Genomic DNA, 16,829 nt, shown 5'->3' on the forward strand with positions numbered 1-16,829 from the left:
AAAGATAGTGGCTGACTCCCTTTTTCAAACTTTATTTTTTAGACATGCTCTAAGGAATTACAAGTTTGAAAGAAAAGGAATGCTTGCTCAACAAGTTCGGGGTTTATTGGCTGCAAACAAAAAATTAACAATAAATTAATACAGAAGGCTCTAGGTTAAATTTTCATTAACTATTTTTACCCCCCGACAGCATGTTTACCCAACCAATTTAAACTCACTTTTTGATGAAACAAGGTTTACGTTTCTTGGCATTGCTTGCCATCTCCCTGTTTTGCGTTAACGCAAACGCACAACAAACTACTTCTGCCATTCAAGGGAGCGCTACTTCCGAATCTGGCGAGCCACTCTTTGGAGCCACCATTTTGGCTACGCACATTGAATCTGGCGTTGTTTATGGAGTAGACACCCGCGCCGACGGTGGATTCAGCATCCCCAACATGCGGGTAGGTGGGCCCTACACCATCAAGATTTCTTACGTAGGTTTCAAGGATTTTCAAGTTGACAATGTGTACCTGCAATTGGGCAGCAAGTACACTGTAAATGCCAAGTTGACTGAAAACGCCACCATGCTAGACGGCGTTGAAATCAGTTCGGGTCGCAGCGCCATTTTTGGGCGTGGCCGTACCGGATCTGAAACCAACATCAGTTCGGAGGCATTGGCCAAGTTGCCAACCATCTCGCGTTCGGCACAAGATTTTTACCGTGCAACGCCTGCTTCTGATGGGGTGTCGTTTGCAGGTCGCAACGACCAGTACAACAACTTCACGGTAGATGGCGCGATCTTCAACAACCCTTTCGGTCTGGATGCGGCTACCCCAGGTGGTCAAGCTGATGCCCAACCCATTTCATTGGATGCGATTGAACAAATCACCGTTTCATTGGCGCCTTATGATGTAACCCAGGCAGGTTTCACTGGTGCTTCGGTCAACGCGGTAACCAAATCTGGTACCAACAAATTTAAAGGTGCGGTATTCGGGTATACCCGCAACCAGGATCTTACCGGAGGAAAAGTAAGTGGCGAAAAGATTGTCGTTCCAGACCTTTCACAAAATCAATATGGTTTTGCATTGGGTGGGCCAATCATCAAAAACAAACTCTTCTTCTTTGTCAACGCAGAAATCGATCAACGCTCAGACTTGGGTTCTACCGCCATTGCAGCCGCAGCTGGCCGCAGCGGATCAAACGTATCTCGCGTAGCCAAATCGGATTTAGATGCAGTTGCATCTGCTTTACAAACCCGGTATCAGTACCAAACCGGGCCTTACGAAGGCTACTTGCACAACACCAACAGCACCAAAGCCATCCTGAAACTGGATTACCAGATCAGCAAAAGCTCTACGCTGACTGCCACGTACAACATTCTTGATGCGTTCAAGCAAAAGCCTGCCCACCCTTCGGCCATCGGTCGTCGTGGTCCAGACCTTACTACACTGCAATACTTCAATTCAGGCTACCAGATCAACAACAAGATCAATTCAGCTATTGTAGAATTGCGTACCCTCTTTGGCAATGCTGCCGCCAACAAAGTTCAGGTAGGTTATACCACTTTCCGCGACGCTCGCGATCCATTTTCAGCTCCTTTCCCCGTGATCAACATCAACAAGGATGGGATTCGCTACATCGTAGCTGGTCAAGAGCCATTTTCGGTCTTTAATCGCCTGAACCAGAAAGTATTCCAATTCACGGATAACTTCAACATCTACAAAGGCAAGCACACGTATACTATAGGTACAAGCCTGGAAGCATTCAGTTTCGACAACTCGTTCAACCTGAACGCTTACGGAGGCACTTTTGGCCCTGGCTATGCAAGTACTGCCGCATTTTTGGACAGTGTACGCACCGGAGGATTCGACAATGAAGTAGCTGCTGCTCGCGCCACCTCACAAGCCAATGGTGGTGAAGGTGGTACAGCAGGCAAAGGTTGGGCTTTGGCCGAAACCAATGTGGGCCAGTTCGCTTTCTACCTGCAAGACGAATGGACGGTGAACAAAAAACTCACCCTGACCTATGGGGTACGGATGGACATGCCCCTGTACTTCAATACGTCCAGCAAAATTGAAGAAAACATCAAGCGCAACTGTTGCTACGATCCTACCATCACCTGGTACAACGAGCAGGGTACACCTCAAAAGTTTGACCACACGCAACTGCCGAAACAAGTGCCATTGTTCTCTCCACGAATCGGGTTCAACTACGATATGGGCAGCGAAGGCAAAACTGCACAATTGCGCGGTGGTACAGGATTCTTCACCGGACGCCTGCCTTTTGTATGGATCGGCAACCAGGTGGCCAACCCCAACTTTTTCTTTTACAACTTTACCGATCCGAACTTCAAGTTCCCACAAGTATGGCGCTCTAATTTGGGTTACGACCGCAAAATTGGCAATTGGGTCTTTACCATGGACATCCTTTACACCAAAGACCTCCATGCTGCCATGGTGCGCAACTATGGCCTAAAGCCACCTACTGGTAAACTGAAAGGCCCAGATACACGTCCAATTTACACCAACAATGACCGCACCCTGGTATTTGGCGGCCCAACCAATGCTTACGTGTTTTCCAATACCAAGATTGGCTACTCTTTCAATACCAGTGTACAATTGCGTCGGAACTTCAAAAATGGCCAGGTCATGTTGGGCTACAACTACCTGGATGCCAAAGATGCTTCCTCGGTGGAAGCAGAAATCTCCAGTGATGCCTTTGACCGCAACCCGGCCATCAATCACGTAAACAATGCCTTGCTGGCGCCTTCACTTTTTGGAGCCAAGCACCGCTTTATTGGCTCTGCTTTCAAAACCTTTGAGTACGGTCCATGGGCAACTACTGTGTCTACTTTTGTGCAGTACGCACAAGGAGGAACGACACAGAATGACAACGTAGCCGACTTCCGGTTCAGCTACACTTATTCTGGCGACATCAACAACGATGGATCGGCTCTCAACGATTTGATCTTCATTCCTACAGATGCACAATTGGGACAAATGAACTTCCAGACTGCTGCCCAGCGGGAAGCATTCCGCAGCTACATCGCGCAAGACAAATACTTGAGCGAGCATCGGGGACAGTATGCTGAAAAATACGCGATTCTGGCACCCTGGTATTCTCAGTGGGATCTGCGCCTGATGCAAGATTACCATTTTGCAAGTGGCCAAGGCCTCCAGTTCACCCTGGATATCCTGAATTTTGGCAACATGCTCAATTCCAATTGGGGGGTACGCCAGCTTCCGGTCAACACTCAACCGATCGGCGTGAGTGTGGATGCTGCTGGAACGCCAACCTATTCTTTTGATGCTTCCTTGAAAAGTACTTATGCCAACGATTTCAGCCTCTTGTCGAGATGGCAGGCAAGAGTAGGCTTGAGATTTACGTTCTGATAAAAGCCTGAAAAGGCCCTTTGAAAGAAGATGAGGCGCTATTCACCGGGAGGTGGATAGCGCTTTATTTTTACCGGAAATCTACCTAACTTTCGCCCCATGGCAGTAAATGATACCTATACCATTCACCTTCCACAGTTCGATGGCCCCTTCGATCTGTTGTTGTTTTTCATTGAGCGCGATGAGTTGGACATCGATGACATTCCGATTGCAACCATTACCGATGATTTTTTGGAGTACCTGCACCACCTCGAGCGGATGAACATCGATTTGGCCAGTGAATTCATCCTGGTGGCTGCCACGCTCTGCCGCATCAAAGCTAAAATGCTGTTGCCCCGCAAGCAGCTCGACGAAAGCGGCAACGAGATTGACCCGCGCGAAGAATTGGTGCAACGCCTGCTGGAATACAAGCGCTACAAAAGCGTATTGGATGAAATGCGGGAGATGGAAGAACACCGCGCCATGCAGGAAAGCAGGGGCAACATTGCCCAGGAATTGCAACAGATTGCCACCAAAGCCCTGGTCGATACCGAGTTGGAGTCCCTGACCTTGTTCCGGCTTTTGCGGGCATTTGAAAGTGTAATGGGGCGCTTCGAAACGCCTGCGCCTAGAGCTGTACACCAGATTGCCCGCTTCAGTTATACCATCGAAGGGCAGCAGGAGTTCATTTACAGTCAGATTAGCGATGGACGCAGGGCGGATTTCAAAAATATCTTTGGCGATTGCAAAGACCGCATCCACGCCATCATTACCTTTTTGGCGCTCTTGGATCTGGTTAACCTCAATAAAATCAAGGTACTCCAAGGCGAAGGAGTGAATAATTTCTGGCTGCAAGCTCCCCCCGAAGATGAAGAAGAGGGGGTGAACTGGGAAGAAGAATAGTTGTATTTAGTATGACGCAAAAAATTACTTCCCGATTTTTTTAGAGGGTTTTGAATAGAAAGCTCACTTTAAATGAACCGTTCGACTTCCTATTCAAAACCCAAAATCGGGAAGTTAATTTTTCTGCGTTGCTTATCCTTTTCGAAATTCCTTGAAATTCGTAGAAATACCAAGTTGGGTTTGGCCACCTGCCAAATGGTAAATGCCCCGCCCAAAATCGATCCGAAAGCGATTCACTTTCAAGCCCACGCCAAAAGTAAATCCGGCTAGACTGCTGTAGCCTTGCACCGTCATTTCGCGGTGGAGGCGGTAATTGTAGCCAAAACGCAAGCGAAAATTTTCGCGTGCACCGATGAGCAACTCTCCATTAAAAATCACGTGCCGAAAGAAATTATCCATCCACAGGTTGAAAGAGGATGGATCTTTGGGCTCTTCGCCCAGAAAGATAGTGCCACTGTCCAGGTTGGGGTCATCATACAACACATTCCAACGATTGAGGGACGTGTAAATGAACGAAAACCGGAATGGCAGGTATTTCAACTGTTTGGAAATGCCGATTTGCAAATCAAATGGCAGCGGTTCTTTGCCGATGCTGGGATCATAAGTAGACAACTGTTGCCCCACGTTGCGGAATACCAAACTCACGGTAACCCGTTTGGCGGTATCCCGGTAGGTGGCCGCCAAATCCGATGCAAAACCCAGGGAACTGTATTGCCCGTACAGGGAACTGATCAGGCGCAAATTGGCGCCCACATTGAGCCTATCGTATACTGGATGCGCAATCCCCGCCACGATGGCGTAATCTGCGGCATTGAAGGTACCCAGGTCTTGAAAAAATTCATTGGTTTGTTCTATTTCACCGTAGCGGGCATATTGAACGCCTGCGTGAATGGTGGTGCCTTTTGATCCCAACTTGTGTCCAAAGTTGAAAGCACCGTGCTGCATCTGGCCACCCAAAAAACCGTGGTTGAATGCCAATTGCTGATGCATCAATGGGTTGAGTGCTGCTGGATTGGAAAAGGCCAGACTCACATCATCGTCTACAACGGTGATCAGGTTGCCAGCTAAGCCCGACACCCGAGCAGAACTGGGCAGACCTAAAAAAGCGTAGGTACTTCGTCCTCCAGTGATTTGGGCCTGCAAGGGCCAGGCCAGACTGAATACCACCAAAATCAAGCATATACGGAGACCCATGGTACTTATTTTTGGCGTTTTGATTTTTTGGATTTGCTGCCTTTTTCGTTTTCCAATTTCCAAATGGTGCGACAGACCCCCATCTTGCATTCCATGGTTTTGTTGTGCACCCCTTGTTCATCATAAAACTTGAGGGGGCCATGCTCATTGGCGCCATCTTTGTAAGCCCCTTCTACACTCAATTGGCCATTGAGGTGGTATTCTTTAAATGGGCCATTTTCGGCATTGTTGACAAACAACACTTCTTCTTTGAGCTGCCCGGTTTCATAGTATTGCAACCAGGCTCCTTCGATGTTGTTGTTGCGGTATTGGCAGGTCATTTTGAGCTGTCCACTGGGGTAAAAAGATTTGTATTCACCCTCAAACAGGTCATTGCGACGCGTCTCTACAATCATAGTATCCCCATTGGGGTGAAAAAGTACCCGATGACCTTCCAATTTGCCGTTGCGGTAATTGGCTTGCTCCAGTTTTAATCCTTTCTTATTGGTTTTTATAAAAATGCCTTCCCGCAGGCTGTCTTTTTTTCGCCGGGTAAAATTGAGCACATTCCCATCTGGATCGGTTTCTTCTACTTTTTCAAGTGAACCAGGAGATTGAGGCAGTGACGTATCCTCATCTGTCAAGAATGACTTCTCTTTTTGTTCGGCTGCTGACGGCGGTGCTGAATTGTTGTTCAAGCACGCCGTCAGCAGCCAAAAGAGTAACCCGATACCAAGGGTTGAACTCAAATTTTTATACATATTATGCTGGTTTATTTCCTACGGTTTCCCGGCCAATGCTGTGGTAAAGGAAACCGTGATCTGCAATGGCTTCCAAATCGTACAAGTTGCGTCCATCAAAGATAACGTCGTGTTTCATCAATTCTTTCATTACCTGAAAACTTGGCGTGCGGAAGACACTCCATTCTGTAATAATAGCCAGTGCATCCGCATTGATGAGCGCTTCGTATTGATCCTGGCAAAGCTGAATCCGATCACCAAAGTACTTCTTGATATTGTCCATCGCTTCCGGGTCAAATGCTTTGATGGTAGCTCCGGCAGCTAAAAGTGTTTCGATGATGTACAGGGCTGGTGCTTCCCGAATATCATCGGTATTGGGCTTAAAGGCCAATCCCCAAATGCCAATGGTGCGCCCGCTCAGATCATCGCCAAAGTACGCTTTGATTTTATCGGCCAAGATATAACGCTGCTTGTCGTTGATCCCCATTACGGCATTCAGAATTCTGAAATCATAGCCTGTATCAGCGGCGGTTCGGGCCAATGCTTGTACATCTTTGGGAAAACAACTGCCACCATATCCAATACCAGGAAACAAAAAGCGCTTGCCAATGCGGGAGTCGCTGCCCATGCCCATCCGAACCATGTCGACGTTGGCACCTACTTTTTCACACAAGTTGGCAATTTCGTTCATAAACGAGATGCGTGTAGCCAGATAAGAGTTGGCTGCGTACTTGGTCATTTCGGCAGAACGCTCATCCATAAAATAAATTGGGTTACCTTGCCGCACAAAAGGCTCGTACAATTGTTTCATTAACTTGCGGGCTCGCTCCGAATCTGTACCGATGACAACCCGGTCGGGCTTCAGGAAATCCTCAACAGCCACCCCTTCTCTCAAAAATTCTGGATTTGACACTACATCAAATAGTGTGTCGCTCACGTTTTCAGCGATGATGGCGTGAACTTTTTCAGCCGTACCCACAGGAACGGTACTTTTGTCAATGATGACTTTATACTCCGTGATGAGGTGCGACAATTGCTTGGCAACCCCCATGATGTAAGACAAATCTGCAGAACCATCTCCTCCAGGAGGGGTTGGCAAGGCTAAAAAAATGATTTGAGCCGAATCTACCGCTTCTTTGATGTCTGTGGTAAATTTCAAGCGCCCCTGTCTACTGTTTCGTTCAAACAGGGTCTCTAAGCCAGGCTCAAAAATAGTGATTTCTCCTTTGCGGAGTCGTTCTACTTTGTTTACGTCAATGTCAACACAAATGACGTTGTTGCCGGTTTCTGCGAAGCAAGTGCCCGTTACCAAACCGACATAACCAGTACCAATTACAGCTAAGTTCATGTGATGATTTTTTTTAAGAACAAAAATACATAATATGTATCATAGCAGAATACAGTAACATGAAATTTGTTTCAGGAATTTACAAGAAGATACCTGGAACTCAAAAAACGTTGCCCGATTCTAACTTAAAGTTATAATTCTAGTAAAACAATCAGCAAAAAAATGCACGATTGTTGACAAATACTTTGTTAAGAAAAAATTATCATTTGTTAGGAAAACTAACCACTGGAAATATTGCGTTTCTTTGCAGGGAAATGACACACAGAACCGATTCACGCACACCTATTCACCATTTGTAAGTAGCAACATTTATGCAAACCATTGAAACCATTGTTATTCAAAAGTCCATTGGCTACGAGGAATACCACGCTTTTGTTGAAAACTTTTTGTCTCAGAGCCATTATTTGTCGTTAAAGAGCATCGAAATCGACACCCATAATACCCGATTGAATTTGATCCGAATGGAGCGACTGGATAAAACTGCCCGCATGACTGCGCAAACTCGCTTGCAAATGGCCGCAATCCGTACACCAATGATTTGGTTGTCTATTGTCGAAGCCTGGTGTGGCGATGTTGCTCAAATTTTACCCGCTATTCAAAAAATGGCTTCGCTCAGCGATAAAGTAGAACACCGGCTCATTTTTCGAGACCAGCATCCTGAAATCATGGACGCATTTTTGACCAATGGCACCCGATCAATCCCTGTGGTTGTTCTTTTGGACAAAGCATCTTTGAAAGTTTTAGGCCACTGGGGCCCTCGCCCTGTAGAACTGCAAACATTTGTGCTGGAAAATCTTCAACAGATCAATGCCATCAAGGATGAACAACAGCAAAAACTGAGCTATAACGAGTTTTTAACCAAAACACAGCGCTGGTATGCCAAAGACAAAACGTACAGTACGCAAAAGGAATTTTTAGACCTTTTGAAAAAAGTTGCGCTTTGAATTAAAGGCATTTATTCGTTGTGTAAGACTACTATTTTGCCAGTTGCGGTATCGGGTTTGCCAAAGCCCGCCTCGCGTGGATTGCTGGAACTAAAAACCAGATAGACCCCAGATTGCACTCTTTTTCCGTTGTAGTCCCGGCCATCCCAAATGGCCTGGCCACCAAGTGCTCTGGTTTCGAATACCAGATTACCCCCCACATCCGTAATTTTCACTGCTGCGTCGCGTGCCAAACCTCGAATGGCAATTGGCCCTGCATAATCAGGCCGAACGGGGTTGGGATACACCTTGAGTTCTACGTTGTGGACTTTTCCACCTTGGATGGCGTCGCTTTGTAGCACAATAATGCCACTTTCTGTACCAATGTAGGCTTCACCCGTTTTGGAATTGATCGCAATGTCCAGAATAGCGTTGTTCAGCAAAGGAGAATTTCGGGTGGTATAGTGTGCCAATTGGTTTTGGCCATTGGGAGAAAGCACAAACACCCCGTTTTTAGTGCCAATCCACTTGCGGTTTGCGCCATCCACGGCAATGGTGGTTACAACTTCCGTTTCCAATAAGTATGCACCCAGGCCATTGATGATTTCCACCACACGCCGCGTTCCCCGGCAATTTTGATCAAAAGCATTGGAGCCGCATTCAAAAATGACGACCCCTTCGCCTGTACCTACCCATACATCGCCATCCAGATCTGCAGCGACACAATTGACCTGATTGGTTTGCAGTTCGCTATTTGCGGTGGTGAAGACCCGGCATTTGTCGTCCGCAGCATCGTCCAATTTACCGGAATCAAAAACGATCAATCCGGCAGAATTGGAACTGGAGCAAAACCATTTGTACCCATTTTGATCAATGGCCAATTGGTGCAAAGAAGTCACGCCGCAAGAGGGTTGAAAACTTTGCCATTTCCCGTCTTTGGTCAGCACCGAAATGGGTTTGGCGGCCAGGTGATTGGCCATCCAAAGATTTTCGTCTTTATCAAACGCCAGGCCACTGATGCGGGTGCGGGCAATGTCGCCAATGGTATTGTTGAGCGATGAATTTTTTTCGTTGAACAGGGTGAATTTGTCTCCGTTGATTTCCACCAACCCTTCATAAAAAGAACCTACGTATACTTTTTTATTGCTGGGATGCAGCGCGATGGTGATCACATCGGTGAGGTCGTCAAAAGGATCATTGGGTTTTTCTCCTTTTAAATAAGGGCTATTGAAGCGGGTGAAGATGTCCCATTTCCCGTCTATGTACGATGCAAACCCATCGGATCGATCCAAATAACTAAAAATTCGACTCACGCCCCCGGTAGCCAACCATAGCTCATTGTCGCGAACGGCCATTTCCCAAACCTTGTTAGAAAAAGGGGAATTGAACACATAATTGCTGCATTGGGGATCCTGTAAGCTATTGAGCACCCGAAACTCCATCCATTCGTCGCCCAGCCAGATGCGTCCGCGCTGGTCTTCTACCGCATAATTGGGCACGCCCATGCATTGGCTGCTGGCTTCTTGTCGCTTTCCTGAGGCATCAAAAGCCACCAGCGCTCCACGGTCGCAATTGCTTTGGCAGCGGTAGCCTACCAGTAGGTTTTTGCCTTCAGCACTGAGGTATTGGATCGCGAAGCCTGGCTTGGAGTAGATCAATTCGGGGTTGGATGCCCCCAAACGATAAAGACTGCGGTCTACATCAAAATAGAGTTGATTGTTAAAAACAGCAATGGCTTTGGAGGAGTAATTGGCAGGGAAGCCAGATTCAGGGCCCAGATACTTCCAATTGCTGAAATTCTGCAAATTGGGTTCGTTGGAGGCAACCCGAAAAACCCCGCCTTCGGTAGCTGCATAAATGAAACCTTTAAAAACCGCAGCTCCGTAGACATCCAGTCCGGTAAAGGTGGAAAATGAAAACTCCCGCTTGTTGAGGTTCAAGCGCGACAAGCCATAGTTGCCACAAATGAATACGTTTTCAGTATCTTCAATGCTGATGCCATGTACAATTTTATCCCCTACAAAATTGCTGAAGTTGGTTATCTGGTTGAGGGTAAGAATAGGCCCTTTCTCGGGCATCAGGTCAATGACACTGTTGTCGTATACCACCAAAAGCACCTTACTACCGGGTACATAAGTCAAAATTTTGGCCTGGGTATTGCTCAAGCCTTGTACCCGGGTAATTTCCTCCAAAGAAAAATCTACTTTATCAATGGCCAGAATAGACTCTTCAGCAGCATAGTACACCTTGTCCACACTTTGGGTAACGTACCTTCCAGTTCGCAAGGGCAAGAGTGTTCTCCATTGGCCAATGGCCAGTGTGCTGGTATCAACCTGGCCAGCCAGTCCTGTACTGATTAATAGGAGGAGTAAAACGATATGGCGCATCAGTTGTAATTTGAAGTTATTCTTTTTTTCGGTTGTTTTTGTACAATCCACTGCTTTCCAGGTACTTCAATACGGGGTCTGTGACCAAATACTGAATCGGCAGGCCATTGGCAATGCTCTCTCGAATATAACTGGCCGAAATCTGCATTTGGGGTACTTTATCAAACACCCTGACCTGCGGATGGTTTTCGAGTTCTCCCAAGGCATAGCCTGGCCGATTGTATACGTAAAGCTCAAAATCCCGCAGAATCAATTCGTAATTCTTCCACTTGTTGAGGGTGGGCAAATTGTCACCCCCCATGATCAGTACAAATTGCTTTTCAGGATGGCGTTCCCGCAAGTAGGTCAAGGTATCAATGGTGTAAGAAGGTTGCAGCAAGGAAAACTCAATATCGCTGGCCCTCAGTTTAAGGTTGTCGTCGATGGCAATGCGCACCAGATGCAGGCGATCCTGATCTCGAGCCAGAGATTGCTTGGATTTGAGTGGATTTTGTGGTGAAACTACCAGCCAAACCTCCTTGAGATCCGTTTGAGTCGCCATGTAGTTGGCGATAATCAAATGGCCAATATGCACCGGATTGAAGGATCCAAAAAAAAGACCAACTTTTGCATTTTTACTGGTACTCATCGGTTTTAAGATTCGCCTTATCTCAAAAATGTTGCTTCCGTTTTTTTCAATAGTCTTCTACTTGCCAGTAAAATGCTTCAGCATAATGACCTCTTGTTTGGTCAATTGCCGCACAAAACCCCGCGGTAAATCTTTTTTGGTGAGTCCACCCAAATAAACCCGATCCAACTTGAGTACCTCATAACCAAGGTGAGAAAAAATGCGGCGCACTATCCGGTTGCGCCCAATATGGATGGTGATGCCCACTTCGTTGTGGGGCCGCTCCACGATGAATTCAGCACTGTCTACAGGGGCAAGTCCATCTTCTAGTTCCAGTCCAGCCTGAATTTTTTTCAAGTCTTCATTGGAGATGTTCTTATCCAGCGTAGCGTGGTATATCTTTTTCATCTTGTAACTGGGATGGGTCATCTTTTGCGCCAATTCACCATCATTGGTGAGCAAGAGCAAGCCCGTAGTATCGCGATCCAGTCGACCCACCGGAAAAACCCTTTCCTCTACCCGATCGGCAACCAAATCCAGTACCGTTTTGCGGCCTTTTTCATCCGCAGTGGTCGTAATGACGTTTTTGGGTTTATTCATCAGGTAGTATACCCGCCGAATTTCTGGCCGGATTACCTTGCCTTTGTATTTAACGATATCTTCTACCTTGATTTGGTAAAAAGGCTCAATAACCACTTCTCCGTTGATCGTAACATGGCCCTGCTTCACCAACTCGGCAGCCTCTCTGCGGGAAGCAATGCCGCAATGCGCAACGAATTTATTGAGCCGCATGCCCTCGGTCGATTCTGGAACGGTAGCCGGACGACGATCTACTTTTTTTTTGGAAAGCACCGGTTTTCGGCGCAACTGTTTTGCCATGAAGACTTTGATTAAAAAGATTCAGGGTTTAGGTGCATCAACGCCTAAACCCTGACAAAATTAAAACAAAAACAACACACTAAGGGGCGATAAAAAAATAAGTGATCATTTTGCCAGAGGATTAGATAAGTAAACGTTTCATTTCAAGTGTCTTATCTAATCCTCTGGCTCAGGAAAAATGATCACTTATTTTTGCCCCACTACTAAGTGCTGGAACTTAATTAAAGAGGCATTAAAAATTTACCCGACCATAACGTTCACCATTGTTGTATTTTACGATGAAGGCCAAGGTGAATCCTTTCTTTTTCACTTCAGTCAAAGCCCGTTTGGCATCGTCTTTGGTATAAAACGTTGCGACCAATACGCGGGTCAGTTTTTTGCTGATGATGGTCTCCGTTTGCAGGTTGCCCAAGGCTGAAAGTGGGGAATACCGCTTGTCATCTGCCCGGAAATTGCTCAAGGCTACCAACTGGATTTTGAAGTATTCACCTTCATACCGGGGCGCATCGGTTGCGTATTCCTCCTTATCTGCTGGGCCCGATCCGCGTGCCGTATAAGTACCGCCGCTAGGATTTAGGGTACCAGGAGGGTTCTTCCCTGGGTTGGTATTGGTACCTCCGGGATTGCCACCTGGATTTCCGTTCCCTGAGGGATTGTTGTCAATAGGATTGGTATTTACCACGCTTCCCCCCAATCTAACCAACATCAGGGGTTGGCCATAAGGCTGCCCGCTGGGATTGTCGGTTACAAACGTGTAAGCGCCTGTGGCATAGCCTTGTGCGGTAATTTCTACGCGAAACTTGCGGTTGGGCAGCAATTCCAAATCATACGTGCTGGAAGTGAACTCACGGTTCAGCAAAATTGATTCTGATTCATCGGCACGGACTTCGTTCAGGGTAAGGATGTACTTGTTGATGGGTTCGCCTGTTTCCTGGGCAAATACACTGCCCTGCAACTTGGCAACGACCAGTTTATTTTTGATTTCAAAAATATCGTCGTCTTTGGTTGTCAGTTTTTCGCCAGGTACGACGCGGTTAGAAACCAGAAAACCACCATCTCCATCTGTTTGCTTGATGTAATAATAATCGTCGGCAGGTGAGTTGAACGGTAAACCGAGGTTTTCGGCTGGTGCCCAATTGCTCATTTCACCTTTTGCGGAAAAAATGTCGAATCCACCAATGGAAGTCTGACCATTGGAGGCGAAATACAACAGTCCTTCACCTGAATTGAAATAGGGCGTCATTTCATCACCCAGGGTATTAATGGATGGGCCAAGGTTGACCGGGTTTGAAAAAGCATTCCCAGTTGCGCTCATTGGGCGATCCACATACCACAAGTCCATTCCACCCCGACCGCCGGTGCGGTTGGAAGCGAAGTACAATATTTCTTTGCCCCCACTTTGTACCACGTTTGGTTGGGTAGCCGTAGTGCCTTTGGCGTTGATCGATTCAGGAAGCATTTCGGGAGCAGACCAACCTGTAGCTTGTTTGCGGATCACATAAATCTCGCAGCGGGTAGTCCGGTTGTCGAAAGTTCCCGCCGCATCACAGATGGTAAAATAAAACCGTTGTCCATCCGGTGTTAAAGAACCATGGCAGTATTGTCCTTTGGAGATAACTGGGAAATTATCAGGCGTAGCCCCTTTGCCCCAGGCATTGTCAGCCAGTGAAGAGCGATAAATCCGCGCAGTTCCGCCAATAGTAGAAGAGAAATAAAGCAATCCTTTGTCGATGGGCAGCGGAGCAAACTCATTGTCGCTGGTGTTGATTCCAGCACCGGCATGGTTGATTTCAACCCCTTGTTGGGCTTGAGCTGGAAGCAATTTACCCAATTCACAACCTTGAATTTCGGATTGTACGATGTCTTCCAAAACGGCTTTGCCTTCGCCGTTGTAATTGTCGCGAAAATCGCTGAATGCTTTGGACGCTTTGTCGTATTGCCCATCCTGCTTGAGGCTGCGGGCGTATTTGATACCAACCAAAGGAAATTGGTCGTTTTTGTCCTTTACATTGACGTATGCATCAGAAGCTTTGCGGTAATTGCGCAGCAAATAGTAAGCTTCGCCAGCTTTAAATGCCGCTTCCGGTTTCTTGCCTTTCTGCCAGGATTTCTCAAAGAGGTCGGCAGCTTGCACGTAGTTTCCTTTGGTGAATGCTTCTCCGCCCTGTTTCATTAATTTTTTTGCGCTCTGCGCATTCAGGGAGCAGATGAGACTTAAATTCAACAGTACAAAAACAAGCTTTTTCAACATAGTGTGTCATTTATCCCACGAAACCATTCGTGGGTTTTGTTAAAACCTATGAAGTAATTGGTTAATGACTTCCGGGTAATGTTTGTGTTCTAATTGTAGGACTTTCCGGGCAATGTCTTCCGGAGCATCCGTGGGTGAAAGTTGACAGCGGGCTTGGAAAATAATTTGACCTTCGTCGTAGTGGTCATTTACAAAGTGGATCGTAATGCCACTTTCGACTTCATTTGCGTTTTTTACAGCTTCGTGAACATGCATCCCATGCATCCCTTTGCCTCCGTATTTGGGCAACAATGCCGGGTGGATGTTGATGATTTTCCCTATGTATGTTTCAACCAAATATTGTGGTACGAGCCACAAAAATCCTGCCAAAACGACCAGGGTAATCTCGTATTTATTCAACACCGACAACACATCTTCTGTTTCATAGAACGTTTGGCGTTGAATAACTATTGAATCAACCCCAAAACTTTCAGCAATTTTTAACACTCCAGCATCAGATCGGTTGGAAACCACCAATTGTACACTTACATCGTTCCGATCTGCAAAGTATTCCATGATCTTCCGGGCATTTGATCCCGAGCCGGATGCAAAAATGGCAATGTTTTTCACCTCTCACTTTATTTCCGTGAAGATACAACAAAATTTGCGTTAAAAACAATAATGCGGCAATAGCAATTTGGTTACATATTTAGACGAATTTTCCTTCAAACACAAGTCTTTTGAGGTAGAAATTATAAAAAAAGACAATTCCTGAAGTCAGGATTTTGGCGAGAAGGGTTTTATCCTGAAGGAATGGCACCTCGTGGTCAAACAAATAAATGAGTCCGGTACTAATCGTCAACCCACCCAGAGAGACAAGTACAGACCAGCGAAACGCCGACCAGACTGATCGGTTGAGGTCAAAAACATAGCGCCTGGCAATCAGGAAATTAATAAGTACGCCTACTGCATAAGCAGGGGGTTGCGCTTGAACTGGGGCAAATGCCAGATATTTTGTCAAACTAAAAAAAACCGCGTAATCTACTGCCGTAGCAATACCCGCTGAAGCAGCGTATTTCAGCTTAAGTCCCAGTAAGGTTTTTAATTGATCAACGAGCGCCATTGGCCAGGTTTTCTTGCTCAAAGAACGCCAATACCTCCGCCCAGTTATTGACCCGAGTAAATTCGGTTTCACTGATGTTGTGTGGAGCGGTAAACAAAAGTCCTTTACCGCTGAAGGTGCGCAGGTTAAAGGCGTGATCATCAATCAGGTAATCGGTAAGGATGATGCTTTTATCGCCACAAAAAACAAAGTTTTTCCAGCTAATGGAAGGAAAATGGCGCAAAAGCCAATCGTATTTGTCTTCAAAGCTATTGCGAAATTCCTGGGCTGCCGTCACAAAAAATATTTCATAACCTTGATCCATCAAGGTTTGAATGCCCGCCTGAGCACCGGGGATGAGTTGCAAATCGGCGAAAAAACCTTTCTCGAACAAGGCCTGGCGCAAGTTTTCGCCGCCAGGCAATTGATACAATTTTTTTCCAAGGTGTTCTTCTTCACTTGGCCTTCGACCATTGAATTGCTCAAACAAAGTCAAAAATTTGGGCAAGACATCGGCAACGACCTCGTCCATGTCTACGGCAATGCGTTTCATGTTTGGGTTGATTTAGAGATGTAGAGACGCGATGCAGCGCGCTTAATAGACCACGCGACCACACCATCAACAATGGCGCAAAGTAGTGGGGCAAAAATAAGTGTTCATTTTTTTTAAGCCAAAGGATTAGATAAGGCACTTGAAATGAATCGTTTACTTATCTAATCCTCTGTCAAAATGAACACTTATTTTTTTATCGCCCTAAAGATCCCTAATTCATCGAGAAATGCAAGGCCATTTCTGCAGTATTGTGAAACAGCAATTCTGAAATATAAGGATGCATGTAGTCGCTTAAAGGCAATTGAGCAATGGTTTCCATTACTTCAAATTCTGAATCTGCGTCCATGATTACCCACAGCACCGAGCGATCCAATGCCAAGGAATAGGAACGGATCTTGCCTTCGGACATCAGGTAATCTACCGTGCTTCTTTGCTCTGGAATCAAAGCGAGAAACTCTTCCGATAGGCTTTCCGGGAGCTCAAACTCCACCATGTAAGATCGTTTCATAAGTTTTGTAGGGTTTTGAGTTAAGTCCTAGTTTTTTGGGTCTTGAGTTGCACTCAAAACCTAAAACTTTAAACCTGCAGCTCTAAACTGAATCTAAGCACTCTTTTGAACGAAAAACTGTGA

Annotated in this window: 14 protein-coding genes; 3 read left to right on the forward strand and 11 right to left on the reverse strand. The window is 46.2% G+C overall.

The window, feature by feature from the left end:
* The first annotated feature begins 224 nt into the window (after positions 1-224).
* Positions 225-3,374, forward strand: a complete 3,150-nt coding sequence (locus ABW391_RS20610) for a TonB-dependent receptor (RefSeq protein ID WP_353483804.1) — start codon at positions 225-227, stop codon at positions 3,372-3,374.
* Between the two features lie 99 nt (positions 3,375-3,473).
* On the forward strand, positions 3,474-4,256 hold the full coding sequence (locus ABW391_RS20615) for a segregation and condensation protein A (RefSeq protein ID WP_353483805.1): 783 nt from the start codon (positions 3,474-3,476) through the stop codon (positions 4,254-4,256).
* A 132-nt stretch (positions 4,257-4,388) separates the two neighbouring features.
* Here ABW391_RS20615 and porQ read toward each other — a convergent pair whose 3' ends face one another.
* From porQ to ABW391_RS20630, 3 genes are read right to left on the reverse strand one after another with little or no spacing between them, the layout of a single operon-like run.
* On the reverse strand, positions 4,389-5,450 hold the full coding sequence (porQ, locus tag ABW391_RS20620) for a type IX secretion system protein PorQ (RefSeq protein ID WP_353483806.1): 1,062 nt from the start codon (positions 5,448-5,450) through the stop codon (positions 4,389-4,391).
* Between the two features lie 5 nt (positions 5,451-5,455).
* Positions 5,456-6,190 carry a toxin-antitoxin system YwqK family antitoxin gene (locus ABW391_RS20625; RefSeq protein WP_353483807.1) on the reverse strand — a complete coding sequence of 245 codons (735 nt, stop codon included), beginning with the start codon at positions 6,188-6,190 and terminating at the stop codon, positions 5,456-5,458.
* A gap of 1 nt (position 6,191) precedes the next feature.
* Positions 6,192-7,517: a UDP-glucose dehydrogenase family protein gene (locus tag ABW391_RS20630; protein ID WP_353483808.1), complete on the reverse strand. Its 1,326-nt coding sequence runs from the start codon at positions 7,515-7,517 to the stop codon at positions 6,192-6,194.
* Between the two features lie 311 nt (positions 7,518-7,828).
* Here ABW391_RS20630 and ABW391_RS20635 point away from each other — a divergent pair, with 311 nt between their 5' ends.
* Positions 7,829-8,461, forward strand: coding sequence for a thioredoxin family protein (locus ABW391_RS20635; RefSeq protein WP_353483809.1), 633 nt, complete (start codon positions 7,829-7,831; stop codon positions 8,459-8,461).
* Between the two features lie 11 nt (positions 8,462-8,472).
* Here ABW391_RS20635 and porZ read toward each other — a convergent pair whose 3' ends face one another.
* The 8 genes from porZ to ABW391_RS20675 form a co-directional block, all read right to left on the reverse strand.
* The gene (gene porZ / locus ABW391_RS20640; RefSeq protein ID WP_353483810.1) at positions 8,473-10,827 is read right to left on the reverse strand and encodes a type IX secretion system anionic LPS delivery protein PorZ; all 2,355 of its coding nucleotides are present in this window, start codon (positions 10,825-10,827) and stop codon (positions 8,473-8,475) included.
* Positions 10,828-10,843: 16 nt separating this feature from the next.
* Entirely contained in the window at positions 10,844-11,455 is a 612-nt protein-coding gene (gene nadD / locus ABW391_RS20645) for a nicotinate (nicotinamide) nucleotide adenylyltransferase (RefSeq protein WP_353483811.1), read from the reverse strand.
* A gap of 57 nt (positions 11,456-11,512) precedes the next feature.
* On the reverse strand, positions 11,513-12,313 hold the full coding sequence (locus ABW391_RS20650) for a pseudouridine synthase (RefSeq protein ID WP_353483812.1): 801 nt from the start codon (positions 12,311-12,313) through the stop codon (positions 11,513-11,515).
* Positions 12,314-12,545: 232 nt separating this feature from the next.
* Complete coding sequence (locus ABW391_RS20655; RefSeq protein ID WP_353483813.1) at positions 12,546-14,564, reverse strand: SPOR domain-containing protein; 2,019 nt, start codon at positions 14,562-14,564, stop codon at positions 12,546-12,548.
* A 39-nt stretch (positions 14,565-14,603) separates the two neighbouring features.
* A complete protein-coding gene (gene purN, locus ABW391_RS20660) occupies positions 14,604-15,173 on the reverse strand; it encodes a phosphoribosylglycinamide formyltransferase (RefSeq protein WP_353483814.1) in 570 nt (189 codons plus the stop codon).
* Between the two features lie 79 nt (positions 15,174-15,252).
* Positions 15,253-15,666 (reverse strand): GtrA family protein, encoded by a 414-nt coding sequence (locus tag ABW391_RS20665; protein WP_353483815.1) that lies wholly within the window; start codon positions 15,664-15,666, stop codon positions 15,253-15,255.
* Positions 15,653-16,198, reverse strand: a complete 546-nt coding sequence (locus ABW391_RS20670; RefSeq protein WP_353483816.1) for a 5' nucleotidase, NT5C type — start codon at positions 16,196-16,198, stop codon at positions 15,653-15,655. The genes ABW391_RS20665 and ABW391_RS20670 overlap by 14 nt, the downstream gene beginning before the upstream one ends.
* Positions 16,199-16,409: 211 nt before the next feature.
* Positions 16,410-16,706, reverse strand: coding sequence for a muconolactone Delta-isomerase family protein (locus ABW391_RS20675; protein WP_353483817.1), 297 nt, complete (start codon positions 16,704-16,706; stop codon positions 16,410-16,412).
* Positions 16,707-16,829: the final 123 nt, after the last annotated feature.

It is taken from the genome of Haliscomenobacter sp. (genome assembly GCF_040403615.1).
Lineage (GTDB): Bacteria > Bacteroidota > Bacteroidia > Chitinophagales > Saprospiraceae > Haliscomenobacter.